This is a genomic window from Picosynechococcus sp. PCC 8807 (assembly GCF_001693295.1).
Taxonomy (GTDB): Bacteria; Cyanobacteriota; Cyanobacteriia; order Cyanobacteriales; family MRBY01; genus MRBY01.
Genome location: NZ_CP016483.1, coordinates 1542863 through 1563470, shown reverse-complemented (window position 1 = coordinate 1563470; position 20608 = coordinate 1542863). Strand labels below are relative to the sequence as shown.

The 20608-nt window shown below is 49.1% G+C and carries 16 protein-coding genes; 13 read left to right on the top strand and 3 right to left on the bottom strand.

The annotated features are described in order from the left end of the window. Positions 1–58: 58 nt before the first annotated feature. Positions 59–2581, bottom strand: a complete 2523-nt coding sequence (locus AWQ24_RS07460; RefSeq protein ID WP_065716425.1) for a sigma 54-interacting transcriptional regulator — start codon at positions 2579–2581, stop codon at positions 59–61. 113 nt (positions 2582–2694) lie between these two features. Here AWQ24_RS07460 and AWQ24_RS07455 point away from each other — a divergent pair, with 113 nt between their 5' ends. The 9 genes from AWQ24_RS07455 (at position 2695) to AWQ24_RS07415 (ending at position 13127) form a co-directional block, all read left to right on the top strand. Continuing rightward, positions 2695–3657, top strand: coding sequence for an aldo/keto reductase (locus tag AWQ24_RS07455; protein ID WP_065716424.1), 963 nt, complete (start codon positions 2695–2697; stop codon positions 3655–3657). Positions 3658–3721: 64 nt separating this feature from the next. After that, complete coding sequence (locus AWQ24_RS07450; protein ID WP_065716423.1) at positions 3722–4189, top strand: hypothetical protein; 468 nt, start codon at positions 3722–3724, stop codon at positions 4187–4189. 157 nt (positions 4190–4346) lie between these two features. Further along, positions 4347–5534, top strand: coding sequence for a CapA family protein (locus AWQ24_RS07445; RefSeq protein ID WP_232318785.1), 1188 nt, complete (start codon positions 4347–4349; stop codon positions 5532–5534). 111 nt (positions 5535–5645) lie between these two features. Continuing rightward, the gene (locus AWQ24_RS07440) at positions 5646–6125 is read left to right on the top strand and encodes a hypothetical protein (protein WP_065716422.1); all 480 of its coding nucleotides are present in this window, start codon (positions 5646–5648) and stop codon (positions 6123–6125) included. A 196-nt stretch (positions 6126–6321) separates the two neighbouring features. After that, on the top strand, positions 6322–6672 hold the full coding sequence (locus AWQ24_RS07435) for a hypothetical protein (protein ID WP_065716421.1): 351 nt from the start codon (positions 6322–6324) through the stop codon (positions 6670–6672). A gap of 240 nt (positions 6673–6912) precedes the next feature. Continuing rightward, positions 6913–7518: a fasciclin domain-containing protein gene (locus AWQ24_RS07430; RefSeq protein ID WP_012307083.1), complete on the top strand. Its 606-nt coding sequence runs from the start codon at positions 6913–6915 to the stop codon at positions 7516–7518. Between the two features lie 205 nt (positions 7519–7723). Further along, positions 7724–10549 carry an excinuclease ABC subunit UvrA gene (gene uvrA / locus AWQ24_RS07425; RefSeq protein WP_065716420.1) on the top strand — a complete coding sequence of 942 codons (2826 nt, stop codon included), beginning with the start codon at positions 7724–7726 and terminating at the stop codon, positions 10547–10549. Positions 10550–10673: 124 nt separating this feature from the next. Further along, positions 10674–12410: an AIPR family protein gene (locus AWQ24_RS07420; protein ID WP_012307081.1), complete on the top strand. Its 1737-nt coding sequence runs from the start codon at positions 10674–10676 to the stop codon at positions 12408–12410. A 147-nt stretch (positions 12411–12557) separates the two neighbouring features. Further along, positions 12558–13127, top strand: a complete 570-nt coding sequence (locus AWQ24_RS07415; RefSeq protein WP_065716419.1) for a Uma2 family endonuclease — start codon at positions 12558–12560, stop codon at positions 13125–13127. A gap of 16 nt (positions 13128–13143) precedes the next feature. Here the strand turns inward: AWQ24_RS07415 and ribD are convergent, their stop codons facing one another. Continuing rightward, entirely contained in the window at positions 13144–14259 is a 1116-nt protein-coding gene (ribD, locus tag AWQ24_RS07410) for a bifunctional diaminohydroxyphosphoribosylaminopyrimidine deaminase/5-amino-6-(5-phosphoribosylamino)uracil reductase RibD (protein ID WP_065716418.1), read from the bottom strand. A gap of 200 nt (positions 14260–14459) precedes the next feature. On the opposite strand from ribD, the gene AWQ24_RS07405 reads away from it, so the two are divergent. Next, positions 14460–15647: a methyltransferase domain-containing protein gene (locus AWQ24_RS07405; protein ID WP_065716417.1), complete on the top strand. Its 1188-nt coding sequence runs from the start codon at positions 14460–14462 to the stop codon at positions 15645–15647. A gap of 36 nt (positions 15648–15683) precedes the next feature. Beyond that, on the top strand, positions 15684–16682 hold the full coding sequence (arsS, locus tag AWQ24_RS07400) for an arsenosugar biosynthesis radical SAM (seleno)protein ArsS (protein WP_012307077.1): 999 nt from the start codon (positions 15684–15686) through the stop codon (positions 16680–16682). Positions 16683–16791: 109 nt separating this feature from the next. On the opposite strand, the gene AWQ24_RS07395 is transcribed toward arsS, so the two are convergent. Next, positions 16792–17418, bottom strand: coding sequence for a DedA family protein (locus tag AWQ24_RS07395; protein WP_012307076.1), 627 nt, complete (start codon positions 17416–17418; stop codon positions 16792–16794). 176 nt (positions 17419–17594) lie between these two features. Between AWQ24_RS07395 and AWQ24_RS07390 the strand changes: the two genes are divergently transcribed. Continuing rightward, entirely contained in the window at positions 17595–18977 is a 1383-nt protein-coding gene (locus tag AWQ24_RS07390) for an efflux RND transporter periplasmic adaptor subunit (RefSeq protein WP_065717330.1), read from the top strand. Between the two features lie 436 nt (positions 18978–19413). After that, the gene (gene tal, locus AWQ24_RS07385) at positions 19414–20559 is read left to right on the top strand and encodes a transaldolase (RefSeq protein WP_065716416.1); all 1146 of its coding nucleotides are present in this window, start codon (positions 19414–19416) and stop codon (positions 20557–20559) included. The last annotated feature ends 49 nt before the right edge of the window (positions 20560–20608 follow it).

Sequence of the window (20608 nt, the reverse complement as noted above, 5' to 3'; positions counted from 1 at the left end):
AGAGCAATAACGGTTGAAAAAATGGTGTTAAGCCCTGGGGTTTTGTAACAAAAATCTGTTACAAACCGACAATAATCTGAGCCATCGCCCAGGCGAGACCGAGACTTGTTAGGTACTGGGGCAACAGCGATCGCCAGGATTGTTTACTCATTTTTTTCGTGAGCACAAAAGTACAGAGCGTTGCAAAGATTAGAGTTGAACCCTGGAGAAAGGCAATCACGGCGGGATGGGCGACAACAATTGGCAAGGTGCTGCCCTGGAGACCGAAGGTGGCCATGGTTACGGGTAAAATTTGGCCAGCTTCCCCTAAACCGAGGCGGAGATAATGGGCGAGGCTCCCCCCCAAAACCAAGGGTAGATAACCATAGGCCAATTGTAAAAAGGGTTTTGCCTTGGGGGGAGAGTTTAAAAATTGCACCACGGCCCCTGTTAATAGGACTACTCCAGCGGGCACTCCCAAGGCGGCGATCGCCAATCCCAGGTGGGGCCAAAATTGACTGAGGTCTAAATTTAAACCCAGGACTTGATTAATTTCTGGCAGCCGATGGAGAAAGATTCCCCCCAGCAGTAACAGTAAAAGGGCCACTTCATAGGTGCGGGGTCGGTGGGTTGTCCAGAGTTCAATGGCTGGGGGGCGTAGATTTACCGCTACCGATCGATGGGGACAAGCCTTAAGACAGGTCATGCACAGTACACAATCGCGGTTGTCCTCTAGTTGGGCCGGGTGGGAATAGAGGGGACAGCCCGCCGTTTCTAAGCCTTCACCCTTTTGGGGGCCGCCTTTATAACATTGATAGGTGCTACATTCCGCCGAACAAGTGCCCTGTTGTGCCCGTAGTTCTGTCATCGACAGTTTTGCAAAGAGGCCATTCATGCCGCCGATGGGACAAAGATAGCGACACCAAAACCGCCGCTCAAAGATCGCCGAGCAGATCATCGCCCCGGCAGTAATGATAATCAGCAACCAAGCCGAGAGATAAGCCGTATTTTGTAAATCCCACAGTTCTTCCCAAAGGAAAATCAGGGCAAATAAGCCAAAGAGAAACCAACCGCCCCATTTTTCTGCCTGCTGACGGGGCCAGGGTTTGAGGTCGCGCTTTAGGAGTTCGGTGGTAATTTTCTGGGTAATTTCCCCGTAGATCATAAACGGACAAACGGCACACCAGAGGCGACCGACAAAGGGAAAAGCGAGAAGCACCAGGGGCCACCACCAAGCCCAAAAGAAGTTCAACGCAAAATTTTGGTCACGGGTTTGGGGGGCGAGAAATAGAACAGCAATAATTAATGGAAAGGCGATCGCCGTAAAACCATAGTTAATGCGGTCGGGCCACCAAGCACTCCGGAGAAAGCGGCGAAAGGCAGGGTAGGCATTGAGTAAATTGAGGCGAAAGCGTTTTTGTTTCCCCTGGGCTGACCAAAAAATTTCTTCGGTGAGTATTGACCCTTGATCTGATTGAACAATGGCCCGTTCTACGAGGTTTTGCAGTTCGCGGATATTGTTCGGAAAATCATAGGACTGGAGGCGACGGAGGGCTTCGGGGGTGAGGGTCGGTTTATCGAGGCCCTTCGCCCGGCAAAATAAGCTGGTGTAATATTCTACCTGGGCCGCGAGATCTGCTTTGCGCACCCGCAGCGGCGGCACTTTAATTGTTTCGGAAAAATGGCGGGCCACGGCGGGGAGTTGTCGTTCGGCGATCGCCACCAATTTTGCCGCCGTTTGTTGGGGGACAGGTTCTGGATCACCGGGGCGACTGATGGGGGTATAGGTCTGGGTTTCGATTAACGTGGCGACTTTATCGATCAGTTCCGGGGGCAATTCTTCAATTTTGTTGAGAATTAGGGTGCCTTTTCCCAGCCATGCCAAGAGACCTTTTTTGCCATCGGTGCGGCCAAAGAGTTCAGCACCACTTTTTTGGAGAATACTGCAATCGATTTTAATAATCGGCTGTCGGCGTCGGGGCGAACCGTAGTGAATCAAGGCGGCTAAATTATCTTTTTCTAAACCCGGTTCCCCAAAAATGTAAATGGATCGATCATGGGTGCCCGCCTCACGAATTTGTTGCCGCAGGCGTTTAGCGTAGCGACTTTTGCCCACGACCCCCCGTTTTGCTTTGGTGACAAGGTAGGGGCGCAAAATTTCCTGCTGTTGCTGTTCCTGTTGGAGAGCTTGGGCGACTTCTGCCAGCTCCTGGGCGAGATCCTGGGAAAAGGCCTGGGTAATTTCAGGATAGTTTTGGATCAGGTCTTGCCACTGTTGGCGCGGCATAAACCACACTTCTGTGTCGGTGACGGTGGCGATCGCCTCCTGGGAAGCTTCATTAAGGAGTAAAGGCCGCAGATTAATCGTACTGCCTCTGGTTAATGGGTTGGTCTCTGGTGCAGCCGCGCTGTTGTGGCTGATCACCTCCCCGGAAATCAGGATATACAAACCTTGGGGATGTTGGTCAATCTCGCTGAGGGTCTGTTGGGGAGGGAGGGTTTGCCTCTGGAGTGCCGTGGCGATCGCCCCTAGGGTTTCCAGCGACAGACAACCGAGGCTGGTGCGCTCCTGCAACCAAATCAAACGTTCCTGGATGGTCATGTTTATTTTCCTCCAACCCTTGCTCCCCCAGCTTATCGAATCTGACGGAGTAGATTAATTCCCCAGCGGAACAAGCTACAGTGGAACCAATGACCCGCCAGAAAAACGAGCTTATGAAAACAAGACAACTAGGCCAAAGTGCCGTCCAAATCACCCCGATTATTCTCGGTACTTGGCAAGCGGGCAAGCGCAATTGGGCGGATATTGACGACCAAGAAATTGTGGCCGGGATCCGTGCCGCCATAGATGCAGGCATTACGACCATCGATACCGCTGAAATTTATGGCGATGGGGATTCTGAACGTCGGGTCGCCGAGGCGATCGCCCCCCAACGGGATCAAGTGACCCTATTAACGAAAGTCTTTGCCAATCACCTCCACCACGACCAGGTGATCACCGCCTGCGAAAATTCCCTCAACAGGCTCCAGACAGACTACATCGATCTGTATCAAATCCACTGGCCAGCGGGAACGTGGAATTCTGACCTGGTGCCCATCGCTGAAACCATGGCCGCTCTGAATCACTTGAAAGAACAGGGCAAAATTCGCGCCATTGGTGTGTCTAATTTTTCCTTGGCGCAACTCCAGGAAGCCATGGAACACGGCCAAATCGATAGTATTCAACCGCCCTATTCTTTATTTTGGCGGGCCATTGAACGGGAGATTCAACCTTTTTGCGCGGCCCAGCAGATTTCGATCCTCGCCTACTCTTCCTTGGCTCAGGGTCTGCTCACGGGGAAATTTGGCCCCGATCACCAGTTTGCGGCGGGGGATCACCGCTCCCACAACCGTCTCTATGCTGACCCAGAAAATTATCAACGGGTACAAACGGCCCTCGGACTCCTGAAACCGATCGCCACGACAAAAAATTGCACCTTAGCTCAACTGGCGATCGCCTGGCTGATTCGGCAGCCCCAAACCAATGCCATCGTCGGCGCGCGCAATGCCCAACAGGCGATCGCCAATGCCCAGGCCATCGATGTCGAGTTAACGGCTAAAGATCTCGAAGCCATTGACCATATCGGGCGGACAGTAACCGATCCTCTAGACGAAAATCCGCTCCTATGGAACTGGTAAGCACCAGGAAATTCAAATCCTTTGGCTATACTGAAGGCAAGTTTCAGCGCTCTGCATCAACCCAATGAAAGCTTTAATTTTGGCCCTGGAGATTTCCTGTCTGGCGATCCCCGTCGCGGCCCAGGGAACCTGTCTCCGGATTAGCGATTTTTATACCACCTGCCAAGATGGTCGGGGCAATCAATACAGTATCCAGACCTTTGGCCCCAATACCTTTATCAACGGCAATTCCTACTACTCCCGCTCGCCCTATTACCATAGCTACCCTGGGTCTAGCGCCCATCGACGACCAGGCGATCGCCCCTGGAAACCAGCCCACTACCGACGGCCGACTAGCCACCATACTTATTCTTTTAGCAATACTTTCAAAAGCAAGAAAAGTCGCCCTTGGCAATATGAACCCTATTGGCAACAGCCTTGGAAAAAAGAGCCTAGTTCATCACCCCAATTCAGCACCTATTGGCAGCGCAACCCCTGGCAACGGCCCACCTACCGCAACGACCAAAATCTCTACCTCGACACCCGCTGGTAAATACATTTTTAACGACCCCAAAAGTTCGCCAACAATTAAGAGTTAAGAATCAGGATAAAAAAAGGCGATCACCACCGGTGATTTATTTTCTGTGTCTCCTAAACATCGAAGCACCAAAAATCCAGTACGATAAAGCGGTACTTTTGCGTCCGTTGCTATGGCACAGTTTCCTTTATCTACTGTTTCCCTGCGCCGTTGGTTGCCCTGGGGTTTAGGTGGCCTAACAATTATCACTTCCCTTGGCATCCTCGGATTTAGGCATTATCAACGCCAACAAGTCTCTTTTATCAGCACTTCCGTCGCCATTAGCAACAGCACCCTCGCCACAATTGCCACCGATGCGGCCAAGGCGATCGCCCCCATCCCCCAAACCAAAACGACCGTCATCACCCTCAAGGCCGTTGGGGATATGGCCCCAGGGACTCGCTACTCTAAAACGCCCCAAGTCGCACAGAAAATGCAGATGTTTGCCGGGGTCGAAGGCCAGCTCGGTTGGAGCGACCTCCTTATCGGCAATCTAGAAACCACCCTTACCAATCATCCCTACGCCGCAAAAGATATCAGTCGCCCCAATGTCTTTGCTTTTCGGACGGCCCCTAGCTATGCCAATCTCCTCAAGGATGCAGGGTTCCAAGCCCTTAGCATTGCCAACAACCACACCTTCGACTACGGACAAACAGGCTTTCAAGATACCCAAACGACCCTTGCAGACACTGGCATTGCCCCCATTGGCGTTAAAAACCAAATCCATTACCACCAACACAAAGACCTCACCGTCGCCCTCATCGGTTTTAGCACTTACCAATATCACAATACGGTTCAAGATCTGAATGCCGCCGTCGCTCTGGTCAAGGAAGCCGACGCCAAAGCCGACATTATCGTGATCTCTGTCCATGCTGGTGCCGAAGGTACGGGGGCAAATCGCGTCCGGCCTGGTACGGAATGGTTTTTTGGGGAAAACCGTGGCGACCTCCACAAATTTTCCCGGAATCTGATTGATGCCGGGGCAGATCTGATTGTTGGCCATGGCCCCCATGTACTCCGGGCAGTAGAACTTTACCAAGGCCGTTTGATCGCCTATTCCCTCGGTAATTTCGTCGCCGATGGTGCCCTATCAGTGGCCAGTACCCTCGCCGAAAGCGTCATTTTAGAGGTTTCGATGAGTAGTGAGGGGCGTTTTCTGAAGGGGAAACTTCATCCTGTGCGTCTCAACGGTCAGGGATTTCCGTTTTACGATGCCACGGGGACAGCGATTAAGCGGATGCAACAACTGACCCAGCGGGATTTTCCGGAGACTCCTTTAACGATTCAAGCAGATGGCCAGCTTTTACCAAGAACGCTGTAACCCTTGATGGTGAAGGATTTTCAAAAAAGTTGCGCTCCAAACTGCATAAGCAAAATTTTCGGTCACTATCACCTGGCAACACACAACAATCAATCAACAGGTAACTGACCCATGACTACTTTCGCTTTCTCCCGCCCCCAGTCCCTCAAACTTGCTGCCGCTGGTGCTTTCCTTGCCCTCGGTGTCCTGAGTATCGCTCAACCCGCTAAAGCCGATAATGTCTCTAGCAGCACAATGATTTCTGAACAGACCAGTGCCGCTGTTGGCGTCGGCAACTCTACTTCTAACACCATGGGCCAATCAAATTTCCAAAACCAAAGCGGTTTCTTTAGTGGTGGTAACAACGGCGCCCAGTCTACAATTGTCGGTTCCCAGACTGCTGTGGCTGATGGCTTTTTCAACAACGTCAATAACAACCTTGGTCAATCCAGCACTCAGCTCCAATCCGACGCCTTTGGGTTTGGCAATAATACCAGTGTCGCCCAGGTGGGTGCAAGCCAAACAGGTGCGGGAATTGGTTTCGGCAACAGCGTCAACAACAGCAGCTTCCAGAACAGCTTCCAAAACCAAAGCTCTCTCTTCTCTTTTTAAAAAAGGCGATCGCCAAGGTGGTGGTGTGATGGCACAAAGCACATCATTGCCTTGGTCAAAACCTGCCAGCACAATCTTCTCCCTAACATGGCTAATCTGTTAGGGGGCTTTTGCGGTGGGTAGATAAATAAAATACTGCATCTGTTCTAGGACGTGGCAACTATCAAGCAGTACCACAACAGAGCAGGCCAGTCCGATGATTATCACTACTTTTCTCCGTCACCACTCCCTCAAACTCGCCCTTACCTTCGCAATCTTTGGTTTCTTATGCTGGCTTTATTGCCTTTCGCCCCTGGCCCTCAACTTTAGTCAACTCCAGCAAGTCGCCATCTACATTGGCCTCGAAGTTTTGTATGATATGCTGCGCCACTGGTGTTTAAAGTTGGTACAAAGTGGTTGCGATCGCCTCCGCCATGTCTCTCCCTTTGTGAACGATTTGTTTGCAGTTGTGACCAAACTGGCAACCGATGGCCGTAATTTTAAAATTCATCTCCCCACGGTTACGGGACAAATGTGGACGATTTATCCCCTGCGTGTTCTTTCTTAAAAAGTCAAGTCTGCTCTAAGCTTTGTGGCCTGTGGTATCGCCAACAAATTTCAAAAATAGCTGTTCTTAGACTGTCGTTTTCCCCAGAAAGTTCCGCCATTTCCCGATAAATAGACCTTTCCAGACAATTCCTGCCAAAACGAAAAATACTTGCTACAGTGAGGAGGATTGTAAAGTTTGCTTTACAAAACACTACGAAAAGAAACAACTTTATTGTTCGCTCACAGACAGGAAGTATCTATGCGTTTTACAAAAACCCTCGCCCTCAGTCTAGCCCTTGGTAGCACCCTTGGCTTTAGTACCGTTGCCCAAGCAGGGGACTATGGTAGCTACGGAGATAAAACAAAGCCCATGACCGAGGCTGAAGCGCCTGCACCCGCAGCGGCAATGACAGCACCGACCATTGTGGACATTGCTGCTAGCAACGATGCTTTTTCGACCCTCGTAGCGGCAGTTTCTGCGGCTGACCTCGCCGAGACCCTTGCTGGCGAAGGCCCTTTTACTGTTTTTGCTCCCACCAATGATGCTTTTGCAGCCCTGCCCGATGGCGTGCTCGAAAGCCTTTTACTCCCTGAAAATAAGGAAATCCTCACTCAAATTTTGACCTACCACGTGGTCAGCGGTAATGTCATGTCCACTGATCTCAGTGCTGGGGCTGTCACCACCGTTGAAGGTAGTGATGTGGTGATCTCCCTCGATGATGGCGTGAAAGTCAACAATGCAAATGTTGTCATGGCAGATATCGAAGCTAGCAATGGCGTTGTCCATGTGATCGATACCGTGATTGTGCCCCCTGCATTAATGGCAGAATTGGAAACATCTAGTGAAACTAGCGAGAATCTCTAGGTTGATCTCAGCATAGTGATTTAACACCACAACCATTTAGGTTATCTGTGAAACCACGGCATCGGGCTGTGGTTTTCTTTTTGACTCATTTAAAACCCAACTGTGGTTTTGCCGCTGAGGATCTGGCCTGGAAAGGGTTCTGAAATTCTCGACAGGTCTATTTATAATGTTTAGGCACTTTTCTCGAAATTGGCGATCGCCCCCCATGAGCAAATCCGACCAAATCCGCATCCGTGGCGCAAGACAGCACAACCTAAAAAATGTGGATCTCGATTTGCCGCGTAACCAGTTGATTGTGTTTACGGGGGTGTCGGGTTCGGGGAAGTCGTCCCTAGCGTTTGACACGATTTTTGCGGAGGGACAGCGCCGTTATGTAGAATCCCTCAGTGCTTACGCCCGCCAGTTTTTGGGGCAGTTGGATAAACCTGATGTGGACGCGATTGAAGGTTTGAGTCCAGCGATCTCCATTGACCAAAAATCCACCTCCCATAACCCCCGCTCCACCGTCGGCACGGTCACGGAAATTGCCGATTATCTGCGGTTACTCTTCGGGCGGGCGGGAGAGCCCCACTGTCCCCACTGCGATCGCCCGATTGCGCCCCAGACCATCGATGAGATGTGTGATCGGGTGTTGACATTGCCGGATCGAACGAAATTTCAGTTGCTTGCACCGATTGTGCGTCACCAAAAGGGAACCCATAAAAAGACCCTTTCTAGTATTGCCGCCGAAGGGTTTGCCCGGGTGAGAATTAATGGCGAAACCCGTGAACTCAGTGACAATATCACCCTCAATAAAAATCACTATCACACCATTGAAATTGTGGTGGATCGTCTGGTGAAAAAAGAGGGAATTCAAGAGCGTTTAGTGGATTCTTTGAGTACCTGTTTAAAACATTCCGAAGGAACAGCAATTGTTGATTTAATTGAGACGGGTGAACAGATTATTTTTTCCGAAAATTTTGCTTGCCCCGAACATGGCGCAGTCATGGAAGAGTTATCCCCCCGTTTGTTTTCTTTTAACTCCCCCTATGGCGCTTGTCCCGCTTGCCACGGGCTAGGCAGTCATCGCCGTTTTTCCCCTGATCTCGTCATTCCCGACCCAAAACAACCCCTCTATGCGGCGATCGCCCCTTGGTCAGAAAAGGAAAATACCTATTATTTATCGTTGCTGTATAACCTCGGGCAAAACTTCGGTTTTGAGATTCAAACACCCTGGGAAAAACTCAAAAAAGAACACCAGGAAATTTTACTCCATGGCACTGAAGAACCCATTTGGTTTGAGGAGGAATCCCGCTACGGTGGCGGCAAAGGTTACTATCGCCATTATTCGGGAATTTTAAAACTATTAGAACGCAATTATGAAGATACAAATTCCGATGCGATCAAAGATAAACTGGAAAAATATTTAATTAATCAACCCTGCGAAGTTTGCCACGGAAAACGCCTTAAACCAGAAGCATTATCCGTCCGTTTAGGGCAATATAATATCGACGAATTGACCAGCGTTGCCATCCGCGACTGTCTCGAACGGGTCGAAAATTTAGAGTTAAGCGATCGCCAAAAATTGATCGGGGAATTAGCCCTAAAGGAAATTCGGGCGCGGTTACAATTCCTGCTGGATGTTGGTTTAGATTACCTCACCCTTGATCGGGCGGCGATGACCCTCTCCGGCGGCGAAGCCCAGCGCATCCGCCTTGCCACCCAGATCGGCGCAGGGCTAACGGGGGTGTTGTATGTACTCGACGAACCCAGTATCGGCCTCCACCAGCGGGACAATGAGCGACTGTTGCAAACCCTCAAAAAATTGCGGGATCTCGGCAATACTTTAATTGTGGTCGAACATGACGAGGACACGATCCGCACCGCCGATCACATTGTTGATATTGGGCCAAAAGCGGGGGTACATGGCGGCGAAATCGTTTTTCAGGGCAGCTTTGACAAATTTCTGAAGAACAAAAAATCCCTCACCAGCGCTTATCTGTCCGGCAGACGGGCGATCGCCACCCCCCCAGAGCGACGGGAAGGCAACGGCGGCAGATTACGCCTCGAAAATTGCACGAAAAATAATCTCAAAAATATCACCGTAGAAATTCCCCTCGGCAAATTGGTGTCAGTGACGGGGGTTTCCGGTTCGGGGAAATCGACCCTGATGAATGAATTGCTTTATCCGGCGTTGCAACATAGCCTCAATCGGAATGTGCCTTTTCCCAAGGAGTTGGGCGGTGTCAAAGGCTTAAAATCCATTGATAAGGTGATCGTCATTGACCAATCTCCCATCGGCAGAACCCCCCGATCCAATCCAGCGACCTATACGGGCATTTTTGATCCGATTCGGAATTTATTTGCCGAGACTGTAGAGGCGAAAACGAGGGGTTATAAAAAAGGACGGTTTTCGTTCAACGTGAAAGGCGGACGGTGTGAAGCTTGTGGTGGTCAAGGAGTAAATGTGATCGAGATGAATTTCTTGCCGGATGTCTATGTGCAGTGTGAGGTATGCAAGGGGGCACGCTATAACCGTGAAACGCTTCAGGTGAAATTTAAGGGCTATTCCATTTCGGATGTGTTGAATATGACGGTGGAGGAAGCTCTGGAAGTTTTTGAAAATATTACGACGGCGGCAAATCGCTTGCAAACTCTGGTGGATGTGGGCTTAGGATATATTCGCTTGGGACAACCAGCACCGACCCTCTCCGGCGGAGAAGCGCAACGGGTGAAACTGGCTTCAGAATTGTCGCGGCGGGCAACGGGTAAAACCCTTTATCTAATTGATGAACCGACGACGGGTTTATCGTTTTACGATGTGCATCACCTGTTAAATGTGTTGCAACGGCTGGTGGATAAGGGAAATTCGGTGTTGGTAATTGAGCATAATTTAGACGTGATTCGCTGTAGTGATTGGTTGATTGATCTGGGGCCAGAGGGTGGCGATCGCGGTGGAGAGATTATTGCGACGGGTACACCGGAGGATTTAATTAAAGTCAAAGAATCCTATACAGGTAAATTCCTCAAACCGCTATTAACGAAGAAATAATAAACGGTGATCGCTCTCCTGACTTCTTCTTTATATTTAAAGTTTTTTGTGTTTTTGATAAGATGAAATATGTTTTTTGAATCAGTCGGTCATTGTAAACTTTTTTAAAAAGGAAATTTTAAGTATGTCCAGTTGGCAGTCAGCTTATCAGTCTATAAACGAATTGGACGCATATAAAGATAATGCTTTAGGTTTATTTGCGCTAGCACTGAAATTTGGTCTTGAGGATCTTCCTAGTGTTGCTGCCGATTGTGTTACTGATGGTAGTGATGACAAAAAGCTTGATATTGTTTATCTTAATCAAGAAGAGAAATATGCTGTTATTGCACAGTGTTATTTTTCGTCGAAAGATAAAGATAAAGCTCCTGCAAATAAGGCATCAGATTTAAATACTGGCATAGGCTGGCTACTACAGCGAGAAATCAATGATGTCCCTGAGCGAATTAAATCATCCGCCATTAATTTAAGGGAAGCGATAAAACAAGATGAAGTTGAAAAAATATATGTTTGGTATGTTCATAATCTACCTGAATCAACAAATGTAGAGGAAGAACTAAAGACTGTGCAACAGACAGTTTCCAATACTCTAAACAGCAGTTTTTCCGAGAAAAAAATACAAGTTATTTATTGTGAAGTTGGAACAAATTGTTTACAAACTTGGTACGAAGAATGTCAAACTCCAATACTTGTAACAGAAGAAATTTCATTCGATTGTAAGTCTGGCTATGAAATTGAAGGAGAAGATTGGAAAGCTTATTGCACCGCAGTTTCTGCAGAAAAACTATACCAACTATATAGAAAATATCAAACAAAGATTTTCTCTGCTAACATTAGAGACTATCTAGGATCTAGAGCATCCGACTCCAACATTAACAACGGAATCAAGAATACAGTAGAGAATGATGCTGGAAATTTTTGGGTTTATAATAATGGACTAACTATTATTACTCATTCTTATGATGTAAAGGAAGGTGAAAGTCGAAAAATCATTGTAAGTGGACTTTCAATAGTCAACGGGGCTCAAACCACTGGTGCGATCGGCTCTTTGAAAGTACCTCCAGGTAACAGTGCAATGGTTCAAGCTCGATTTATTGCTATTAATCAGGGAAATCCTGATTTAATTCAGCAAATCATTCAATTCAATAATAGTCAAAATAAAGTGGAAGCTGCGGACTTTAGGAGTACTGATAAAATTCAAAAGCGACTGAAGACAGAAATGCAAGAAATTCCTGATGCTGAATATGAAGGTGGACGCAGAGGAGGAGCTGGTGATGCTATTAGACGTAGACCAAATCTTCTTGCTTCTTATTCCGTAGGCCAGGCATTAGCAGCTTTTCATGGCGATCCAATCACTGCATATAATAAAAAGTCAGGTATTTGGATTAACGATAGACTTTATTCAAAATATTTTAATGAAAGAACGAAAGCATCTCATCTAGTTTGTACCTATTCATTAGTTAAAGCTATTGAGACTAAGAAGGAAGAATTAATTAAAAAGCAAGAACTGACAACAATTCAGTCGAATGTATTATCTTTCTTTAGAAAGCGCGGTTCAATATATTTGTTTACATATGCCATTTCCTCTTGTTTGGAAGTCTTTTTAGATCGAAAAATCCCTGACTTATTCAGTGTTTCTTTTGGAAAAAAGTGCTCTCCCATCCAAGCAAGAGAAAACTGGAATCTTGTTATTGATAAGTTACTACCCTTCTGTACTCAGTTAAATACTGCATTAGACAATAGCTTAAAGAATATTGGAGAAATTGAGGCTGCCATTAATAATCTTCGATCTTTAGTAGCTGCAACCCGTGATTCTAATCAAGAAATATACAGTGAATTTGCTGATTGTATAGAAATCAAATAATACTTGATAAGCTAGTGGTTTTGTTTTGCTCTATAAATTGGCCATTATTATTGAGTAAATTCATGACGTTTTGGAGCTATTACTGCTGCGATGGCTTTTCAATAATGGTGAAAATAATATTTTGTTACGTAAATAGGAGAAATTGCAATGACAATCACCACAGTACAATCTCAACAATATTCTTTGCCTGAGTTTTTGGCATTACCCGAAACCAAACCAGCAAGTGAATATATCAACGGGAAAATTCATCAAAAACCCATGCCCCAAGGAAAGCACAGCACATTACAAGGTCGTTTAGTGGCGGAAATTAATCGCGTTGGACAGTCTGAAAAATTAGCCTATGCTTTTCCTGAATTGCGCTGTACCTTCGGCGATCGCTCCCTTGTACCTGATATTGCGGTGTTCGAGTGGGCCAATATTCCTGTAGACGAAAATGGCGAAATCCAAAATCGGTTTTCTGTTGCCCCAGATTGGGTAATTGAAATTCTCTCTCCAGAACAAAATCCACCCAGAGTCATCGAAAAAATTCTTTTTTCTCTGCAACAAGGGACAAAACTTGGTTGGCTCATTGCCCCAGAGGACTACTCAGTCACCATTTTTTACCCTGATAAACTCGCTGAATTCAAAGAACAGGATGATCCGCTTCCCGTTTTGCCAGCGATCGCCCCTTGGCAACTCACCGCCACAGAATTATTTTCCTGGTTACGCCTCGTCTGAAGCCTAGTGCGACAAATTATTCCTTCAAATTGGGGAGATCGCCAGTTAACAGAAAATCATGGCCGATGGATTGAAGCTGGACATTTTCGAGGGTGATCGCCTCGTCCATGAGCGTCAAACCCAAATTCCCCACGGGCGTCGGTGCCCCTTGGCCACCAATAATTTTCGGGGCGATAAAAGCCATCACCTTTTGGATACTGCCAGAGGCGATCGCCGCCGCCGCGAGGGTGCCGCCGCATTCCCACAACACCTGCAAACAACCCCGATCATAGAGATATTGCATCACGCCTTCAGGGGAAACCGGATCGAGGTGTACCACTTCCACGCGCCGTTGCTGGAGGAAAGCCTGCATTTCTGGATTCGCTGTGGCCTGGGTCAAAACCACCGTCGGGGCAGCGGTCACATCCCACAAATGGCGATCGCGGGGCAAGGTTAACGTTTGGCTCACAACAATGCGCAAAGGATTGTGGTCAGCGGTACCGTGGGTCGTTAAATAAGGATTATCAAGGCGCACCGTATTTCCTCCGACAACCACTGCATCACACTGGGAACGAAGATCATAGACCTGGTTGCGGGTTTCCTGGTGAGTGATCCAAGCACTGTGGCCCGTGGTCGTGGCAATTTTTCCATCGAGGGTCATGGCATATTTCAAAATACCGAGGGGACGCTGATGCAGCATCCGCCAAATAAAACCTGCATTTAACTCTCGACAAGCAGCCTCCTCAACACCCGTTACAACTTCGATGCCCGCATCCGTGAGGGTTTTTAAACCGCCCCCCGCCACTAAAGGATTCGGATCGACCATGCCGACTACGACCTTAGAGATGCCCGCTTTAACCACCGCCTGACTACAGGGGGGCGTTCTGCCGTGGTGGTTACAGGGTTCTAGGCTGACATAGAGCGTTGCGCCTTGGGCGGCTGCCCCTGCCTCCCGGAGTGCAAACACCTCTGCATGGGGTTGACCTGCCCCCGGATGAAATCCTTCACCAATAATGTTTTGATCTTGAACGACCACAGCGCCCACCATTGGGTTTGGGGCGGTTTTTCCGGCTGCCTGCTTTGCTAACGTAATACAGCGTTGCATCATGGCACGATCAAAGTCAGTTCCAACGGGGGCAGCGTTTGAGGTCATGGGGGAAGGCAACATTTAAACTTAAAAATTCTTTCCCATTGTAGGCAAGAACCGAGGGGCAAACATAGGGTCAAAGGTTAACCGATGGTGGAGAAATTCAGGTGATTTAGCTGTATTTGCGCCATTAACTCAGGTGATTTTCATAAATCATCGATATGATGATCAACACATACGCGCTGATCTGGGGTCGAAACTCACCAATGCCCGAACAAAGTATTACACCGACTTACGATGTGGAGAATGCAGTTCTCAGTCGCTACCAAGCGGGAGCCCAGACCCACGAACCCAGTCTGTGTTGCCCGACAGAATACCAGGATGTCCATTATCTGGATGTGATTCCCGATGAAATTTTGACGAAGGATTACGGCTGTGGTGATCCGACTCGCTATGCAATCCCAGGAGATACCGTCCTTGATCTGGGGTGTGGAGCTGGCAAAAATTGCTACATGGTCGCCCAAAAAGTGGGGCCGACGGGGAAGGTGATTGGTGTTGATTTTAATGATGTGATGTTAAATCTCGCCCGCAAATATCAAGGGGCGATCGCCACGAAAATTGGCTTCCAGAATACCGAATTTGTCAAAGGGAAAATCCAAGACCTTAAACTTCCCCTTGATCTGCTCCAGGCTTGGCTCCAGGCAAATCCCATTACCACCCTAGAAGATATTGCCCGCTATGAAACGGAAGGCGATCGCCTCCGGGCAGAGTCCCCCCTAATTGCCGACGAGAGCATTGACCTCGTGATCTCTAACTGTGTTTTAAACCTCGTCAAACCCAGCGATAAACAACAACTGTTCCAGGAAATTCACCGGGTTCTGAAAAAAGGGGGCCGCGCCGTCATCTCGGATATCGTCTGTGATGAGCCACCCACCGAAAAAATCCTCAATGATCCAGAGTTATGGAGTGGTTGCATTGCTGGCGCTTTTCTAGAAGCCGAATTTTTGCAAATGTTTGAGGCGGTGGGTTTTTCTAGCGTTGAAATCCTTAATTACGGGGCTGAACCCTGGCAGACTATTGATGGCATCGAATTTCGCTCTATGACCGTCCGGGCCTATAAAGGCGAAAAAGCAATTGGTCGCGAACGGCACCAAGCCGTCATTTACAAAGGCCCATGGAAGCAGATCCAAGATGATGCGGGTCGCACCTATTTTCGAGGTGAAAGAATGGCCGTGTGCGATCAAACCTTTCAGCGCCTGACGAATCCCGATGGCCCCTATGCCGGGCAATTTATCCCCGTTGCCCCCTACCAAGCAATTCCTCTGGAAACAGCCGCCCCATTTAACTGTCACCCAGAGGCCCGCCGTGATCCCCAGGAGACCAAGGGCGCAGATTACCAGCTCACCCAACTGACTGAAGACGCCGCCTGTTGTCGCACCGATAGTTGCTGTTAACTAAAAATTCATCCCTGTTCTGTTATCCCAATCACCATGGTTCAAACCCCAACCCAAACCACCATCCCCGCTTTTCAGAAAACCTTGGGTCAACCCCTAAGCAAAACCCCTATCAACACTCTCCAAATTAACCTCGGCAAAAAATGTAACCTCGCCTGCACCCATTGCCATGTTGAGGCCAGCCCGAAGCGCACCGAGGCACTCAGCCCAGAAATTTGTGCCCAATTGATCCAACTGATTCGCACCTTCCCCCAAATTCAAACGGTGGATCTCACGGGGGGAGCGCCGGAAATGCACGATGGGTTTAGGCAACTGGTGGCTGCAGCACGGGAAACAGGGAAAGATGTGATTGTGCGCTCAAACCTAACCATTTTTTTCGTGCCTGGGTACGAAGATTTACCCACCTATTTTGCAGAAAATCAGGTGCGAGTGGTGGCTTCCCTGCCCTGTTATTTAGAAGATAACGTCGATCGCCAACGGGGTGCGGGAGTGTACCAAGATTCCATTGCGGCCCTACAAAAATTAAATGCCTTGGGTTATGGTCGAGATCCCGCCCTAGTCTTGGATTTAGTTTACAATCCGCCCGTGCCCCGAAACCAAGACTTTTCCCTCACGCCCAATCAAGCGGCCCTAGAACAAGATTACAAAGCTTATTTAGCACGCCATTTTCAAATTCAGTTTAATCACCTGTTTACGATCACAAATTTACCCATTGGCCGCGTAAAAAATTATCTCCAGGCCCACGCGCTCTATAAACCCTATCTCAGCTTTTTGGCGGCACATCACAACGGGACGACAGTGCCTAATCTCATGTGTCGTAGCCAGCTTTCTGTGGATTATGAAGGCAATATTTTCGATTGTGATTTTAACCAGATGGAATCTCTCCCAGCCCGCACTCCCGACGGCCAACCGGTAACGGTGCGGCACCTCCTAGAGGCAGAATCCTTAGATGTCATTGAAACGGTGGCGACGAAACCCTATTGTTATGGTTGCACAGCGGGAAGTGGCTCGAGTTGTGGTGGTGCTTTGAGCTAAGAGACTATCCACTGAATCATTAGGGGTGACTAGCGCGCAATTTTTCTGCTAGTTAATCTGGTCAGATTGCGGCTTGCTGGGGTAAACGCGAAAACTTGCTTATCGCGGCTTATTTTTCTGGTTGGTTGCGGGGGCGATACTCCAACCACAGGGGAACAATAATCCAGGCTGCGACGAAGGCAAAAACAAGGAGACCGAATTTCGCCATGAACCGCAACACATCCGCCAGGGGCATGATGCGTCCGAGGAAATAGGGGAGTGTCACCGTCACTGTTCCCCAGGCGATCGCCCCCGCTAAATTGCACAACAGAAAGATCGGCCAGGCCATCCCCACAATGCCGGCGAAGGGAGCGGCAAAAATCCGAAAAAAGGTGATAAACCGACCAATAAAAACAGCTTTAGGAGCATTTTCTAAAAACTTTTGTTTAGTTTCGGCGAGCTTTTCGTCACTAATTTTAAAAAAATGGGCTACTTTCTGGAGCAGCGGCAACCCACCCCACTTTCCCACCAGGTAGCCGATATTATTGCCGATGAATGATCCGGCGATCGCCCCACACAAAACCCAGCGGTATTGCAGCTCGCCACTCCCGGCAAAAAAGCCCCCCAGCAGGGTTAACGCTTCTCCGGGGAGGGGGATACCCATATTTTCCAGGCCGATGCCGATAAAAACAGACCAATAGCCATATTCTGTGACGAGGGTTTGCAGGGTTTCTAGGGAAATCAACTCAAGGGTCATGGAGAAAATTTAAGACAATGTTTATATTTTGACACTCCTTTTCGGCGGACGGGGGCCGCTACTGTAACTTTCGGGGTAGGTTGTCACCCAAGTTGCCAGGGACTTCTGGCGAAAGCCACCAAATCAGCCCAAAATTTTTTAAGATAATTATTAAGCAATATTACAAATATCCCATCGTGACCCAACTCGCCCCGAAACCAGATCCGACTGATAATCCAGCGATCGCCTCTCAATCGAAGCGGCTACCCTGGCTTGGTTTGGTGGTCGGAATTTTGATCGGGGCGATCGCCACCTATGTGGGGGGGCAATTTTCCAGCTCCCAACCGGAAGAAACCTCATCCGCCCCAACGACAAATCCCAATCAAGCCCCTGGGCGAGCTGTCACGACCTTGACCCTCGAACCCCAGGCGATCGCCAAAACCATGGCGATTGTGGGCACCGTTACCCCCGCCGAGATCGTAGCGGTTACGGCGGCCCGTTCGGGTCTCCAGATCACTAATCTCCTGGTGGATGAAGGGGACAATGTCCAAGCCGGTCAACTGCTGGCCCAACTGGATAATGCCACCCTCCAGGCAGAACTCCGCCAAGCCCAAGCCCAGGTCGCCCAAGCCCAAGCCCGCCTCGCCGAACTCAGAGCCGGAGCCCGCTCCGAAGAACTTGCCCGCGCCCAGGAACAAGTGAACCAAGCCAGGGCGGCCCTCGGTCGGAGCCAAGCGGATCTCAAGCTGAGCGAACAACGCCTACAACGGAACCAAGAATTATTTGAAGCTGGGGCGATCGCCGCCGATACCCTCGATGAAACCCGCACCCGTCGCGATGGTGCCGCCGCCAGTGTCAGTCAAAATCAGGCCACATTACGGGAAGCCGAACAACGCCTGCAAGAATTGCGCCGTGGCCCCCGTCTTGAAACCCTGGCCCAGGCAGAAGCCCAACTACAACAGGCCCAGGCCCAGGTTAGCCTAGTGACCACCCGGTTACGGGAGACCCAAGTCCGGGCACCGCGCCCCGGTAAAATCCTCGAAAAATTCGCTCAACTCGGTGATCTCAGTACCGCCAATGAGCCGTTATTTAATCTTTTAGAAGCAGGGCAATTGGAACTCGAAGCAAACATTCCCGAAACCCAACTGAATCAGGTCGAAATCGGTCAAACCGTTGAAATTACCAGCGATCGCGATCCCAATCTTCAGCTCACGGGGCAGATCCAAGAGATTGTCCCCACCGTTGACCGACAATCCCGCCAGGCGACCCTAAAAATTAGTTTGCCCCCAGGGACAGACCTTAAGCCAGGAATGTTTTTACGGGGCAATATCATTCTGGCCCAGGCCCAGGGTTTAGGGGTGCCCACGGAGGCTGTGATTCCCCAGGATGACGAGCAGGCGACGGTTTTCCGGGTGAATGCGGACGACACTGTTACCGCCGTCACCGTCCAACTTGGGGAGCTTTTAGACGATGACCAGATCGAAGTGCTAGGGGGGGTGCAAGCGGGCGATCGCCTAGTGGTAAAAGGAGCCCCCTATCTTAAAGATGGGGACGCCGTCGAGATCCAACCCTTCCAATAGGCATTTTTTAGCTAGCGAAAATCAAGGTGGTGAAATCTTAAGTTTTAATGTTTTTTTCTAAAGAAAAATTTTCACTGAAGACGTAATTTTATATTTGTTTAAGAAATGCCAAGGGTTGGGGGAGATTAGCCGCCAAAAAGAGCTTTTCTATGGTCACAACACTGAGCAAAGCAACGCTTTAGGGAAAATTTAACCTGTTTAAAAACAGCCTTTAAAATAATTCTTTCGTCCCGGTAATCCAGACCCCGGCCCTTGAGGTGAGGTAATCCTCACAAATCAGGTCAAGATTTTTTCAAAAAGTGAAAACTTCCTCAACAATCCCCGGCCACTTTTAAAAAGATCTTGTAAGTTGAGAGTAGTGCCCCCACGCACTGTATCAAAACATTAATACCCACTGCTTGGGGGCGATCGCCGCACACAAAAGGAGTAATGACCTATGGCTACCGCAAACCCGATTATTGATATTGAAGACTATGGTCAAAGTATCTGGATGGATAACCTCAGTCGGGATTTAATCACCTCTGGGGAATTGGCACAATTGATCGACAGTCGGGGGATCCATGGGATTACCTCTAATCCAGCAATTTTTGAAAAGGCGATCGCCGGCAACGAAATTTACGACGAGGCGATCAAGCAGGGCATTGCGGCCGGAAAATCCACCCTCGAAATTTACGAATCCATTGTGTTTGAGGATATTGGCAACGCCTGCGATATTTTCGCGGGGGTCTACGAAAAAACCGACGCCCTCGATGGCTATGTGAGCATCGAAGTCCCCCCCAATATCGCCAAAGACACCGAAAGCACGATCAAAGAAGCCCGCCGCTATTTCAAGGAAATTGGTCGTCCCAACGTAATGATCAAAATCCCCGGCACCCCCGAAGGTTTGCCCGCCGTCACCGAGGCGATCGCCGAAGGGATTAACGTCAATGTCACCCTGCTATTTTCTGTACAAGCCTACATCGACACCGCTTGGGCCTACATCGAAGGACTCGAAAAACGCGCCGCTGCCGGAGAAGATATCAGCAACATTGCCTCCGTTGCCAGCTTTTTCCTCAGCCGCATTGACGTCAACATCGACAATCAACTCGATGCCAAAATTAAATCCGGGGTCAGCGAAGATGTCGCCAGCAAGCTGATCGGTCTCAAAGGAAAAGTGGCGATCGCCAACGCAAAAATTGCCTACCAACATTACCTTGAGATTTTCAGTAGCAACCGTTGGCAAGCCCTCGCCGCAAAAGGCGCGAAACCCCAACGACTCCTCTGGGCCAGCACCGGCACCAAAAATCCCGACTATAGCGATGTAATGTATGTCGATGAACTCGTCGGCGCTGACACCGTCAATACCTTGCCCCCTGACACCATCGAAGCCTGTGCCGACCACTGCGATCCCGCCAACCGCATTACTGCCAACGTCGCCCAAGCCAAACAAATCATTGCCGCCCTCGGTGACGCAGATGTGGCGATCGATCTTGACGCTGTAATGGCCGAACTCCTCGAAGAAGGGATCGAAAAATTTATCAAGCCCTTCGAATCCCTCATGGATTCCCTCGAAACCAAAGTCAAACAATTGGCCACTGTCTAACCAAACCCACCCCTAAAGTCTCCTCAAGAGGGGATTTTAGGGAGATGTT

What these genes read in the sequence shown, in the direction of transcription:
- AWQ24_RS07460 (WP_065716425.1), bottom strand. Translation starts at nt 2,581, where the DNA reads ATGACCATCCAGGAACGTTTGATTTGGTTGCAGGAGCGCACCAGCCTC.
- AWQ24_RS07455 (WP_065716424.1), top strand. Translation starts at nt 2,695, where the DNA reads ATGAAAACAAGACAACTAGGCCAAAGTGCCGTCCAAATCACCCCGATT.
- AWQ24_RS07450 (WP_065716423.1), top strand. Translation starts at nt 3,722, where the DNA reads ATGAAAGCTTTAATTTTGGCCCTGGAGATTTCCTGTCTGGCGATCCCC.
- AWQ24_RS07445 (WP_232318785.1), top strand. Translation starts at nt 4,347, where the DNA reads ATGGCACAGTTTCCTTTATCTACTGTTTCCCTGCGCCGTTGGTTGCCC.
- AWQ24_RS07440 (WP_065716422.1), top strand. Translation starts at nt 5,646, where the DNA reads ATGACTACTTTCGCTTTCTCCCGCCCCCAGTCCCTCAAACTTGCTGCC.
- AWQ24_RS07435 (WP_065716421.1), top strand. Translation starts at nt 6,322, where the DNA reads ATGATTATCACTACTTTTCTCCGTCACCACTCCCTCAAACTCGCCCTT.
- AWQ24_RS07430 (WP_012307083.1), top strand. Translation starts at nt 6,913, where the DNA reads ATGCGTTTTACAAAAACCCTCGCCCTCAGTCTAGCCCTTGGTAGCACC.
- uvrA (WP_065716420.1), top strand. Translation starts at nt 7,724, where the DNA reads ATGAGCAAATCCGACCAAATCCGCATCCGTGGCGCAAGACAGCACAAC.
- AWQ24_RS07420 (WP_012307081.1), top strand. Translation starts at nt 10,674, where the DNA reads ATGTCCAGTTGGCAGTCAGCTTATCAGTCTATAAACGAATTGGACGCA.
- AWQ24_RS07415 (WP_065716419.1), top strand. Translation starts at nt 12,558, where the DNA reads ATGACAATCACCACAGTACAATCTCAACAATATTCTTTGCCTGAGTTT.
- ribD (WP_065716418.1), bottom strand. Translation starts at nt 14,259, where the DNA reads ATGACCTCAAACGCTGCCCCCGTTGGAACTGACTTTGATCGTGCCATG.
- AWQ24_RS07405 (WP_065716417.1), top strand. Translation starts at nt 14,460, where the DNA reads ATGCCCGAACAAAGTATTACACCGACTTACGATGTGGAGAATGCAGTT.
- arsS (WP_012307077.1), top strand. Translation starts at nt 15,684, where the DNA reads ATGGTTCAAACCCCAACCCAAACCACCATCCCCGCTTTTCAGAAAACC.
- AWQ24_RS07395 (WP_012307076.1), bottom strand. Translation starts at nt 17,418, where the DNA reads ATGACCCTTGAGTTGATTTCCCTAGAAACCCTGCAAACCCTCGTCACA.
- tal (WP_065716416.1), top strand. Translation starts at nt 19,414, where the DNA reads ATGGCTACCGCAAACCCGATTATTGATATTGAAGACTATGGTCAAAGT.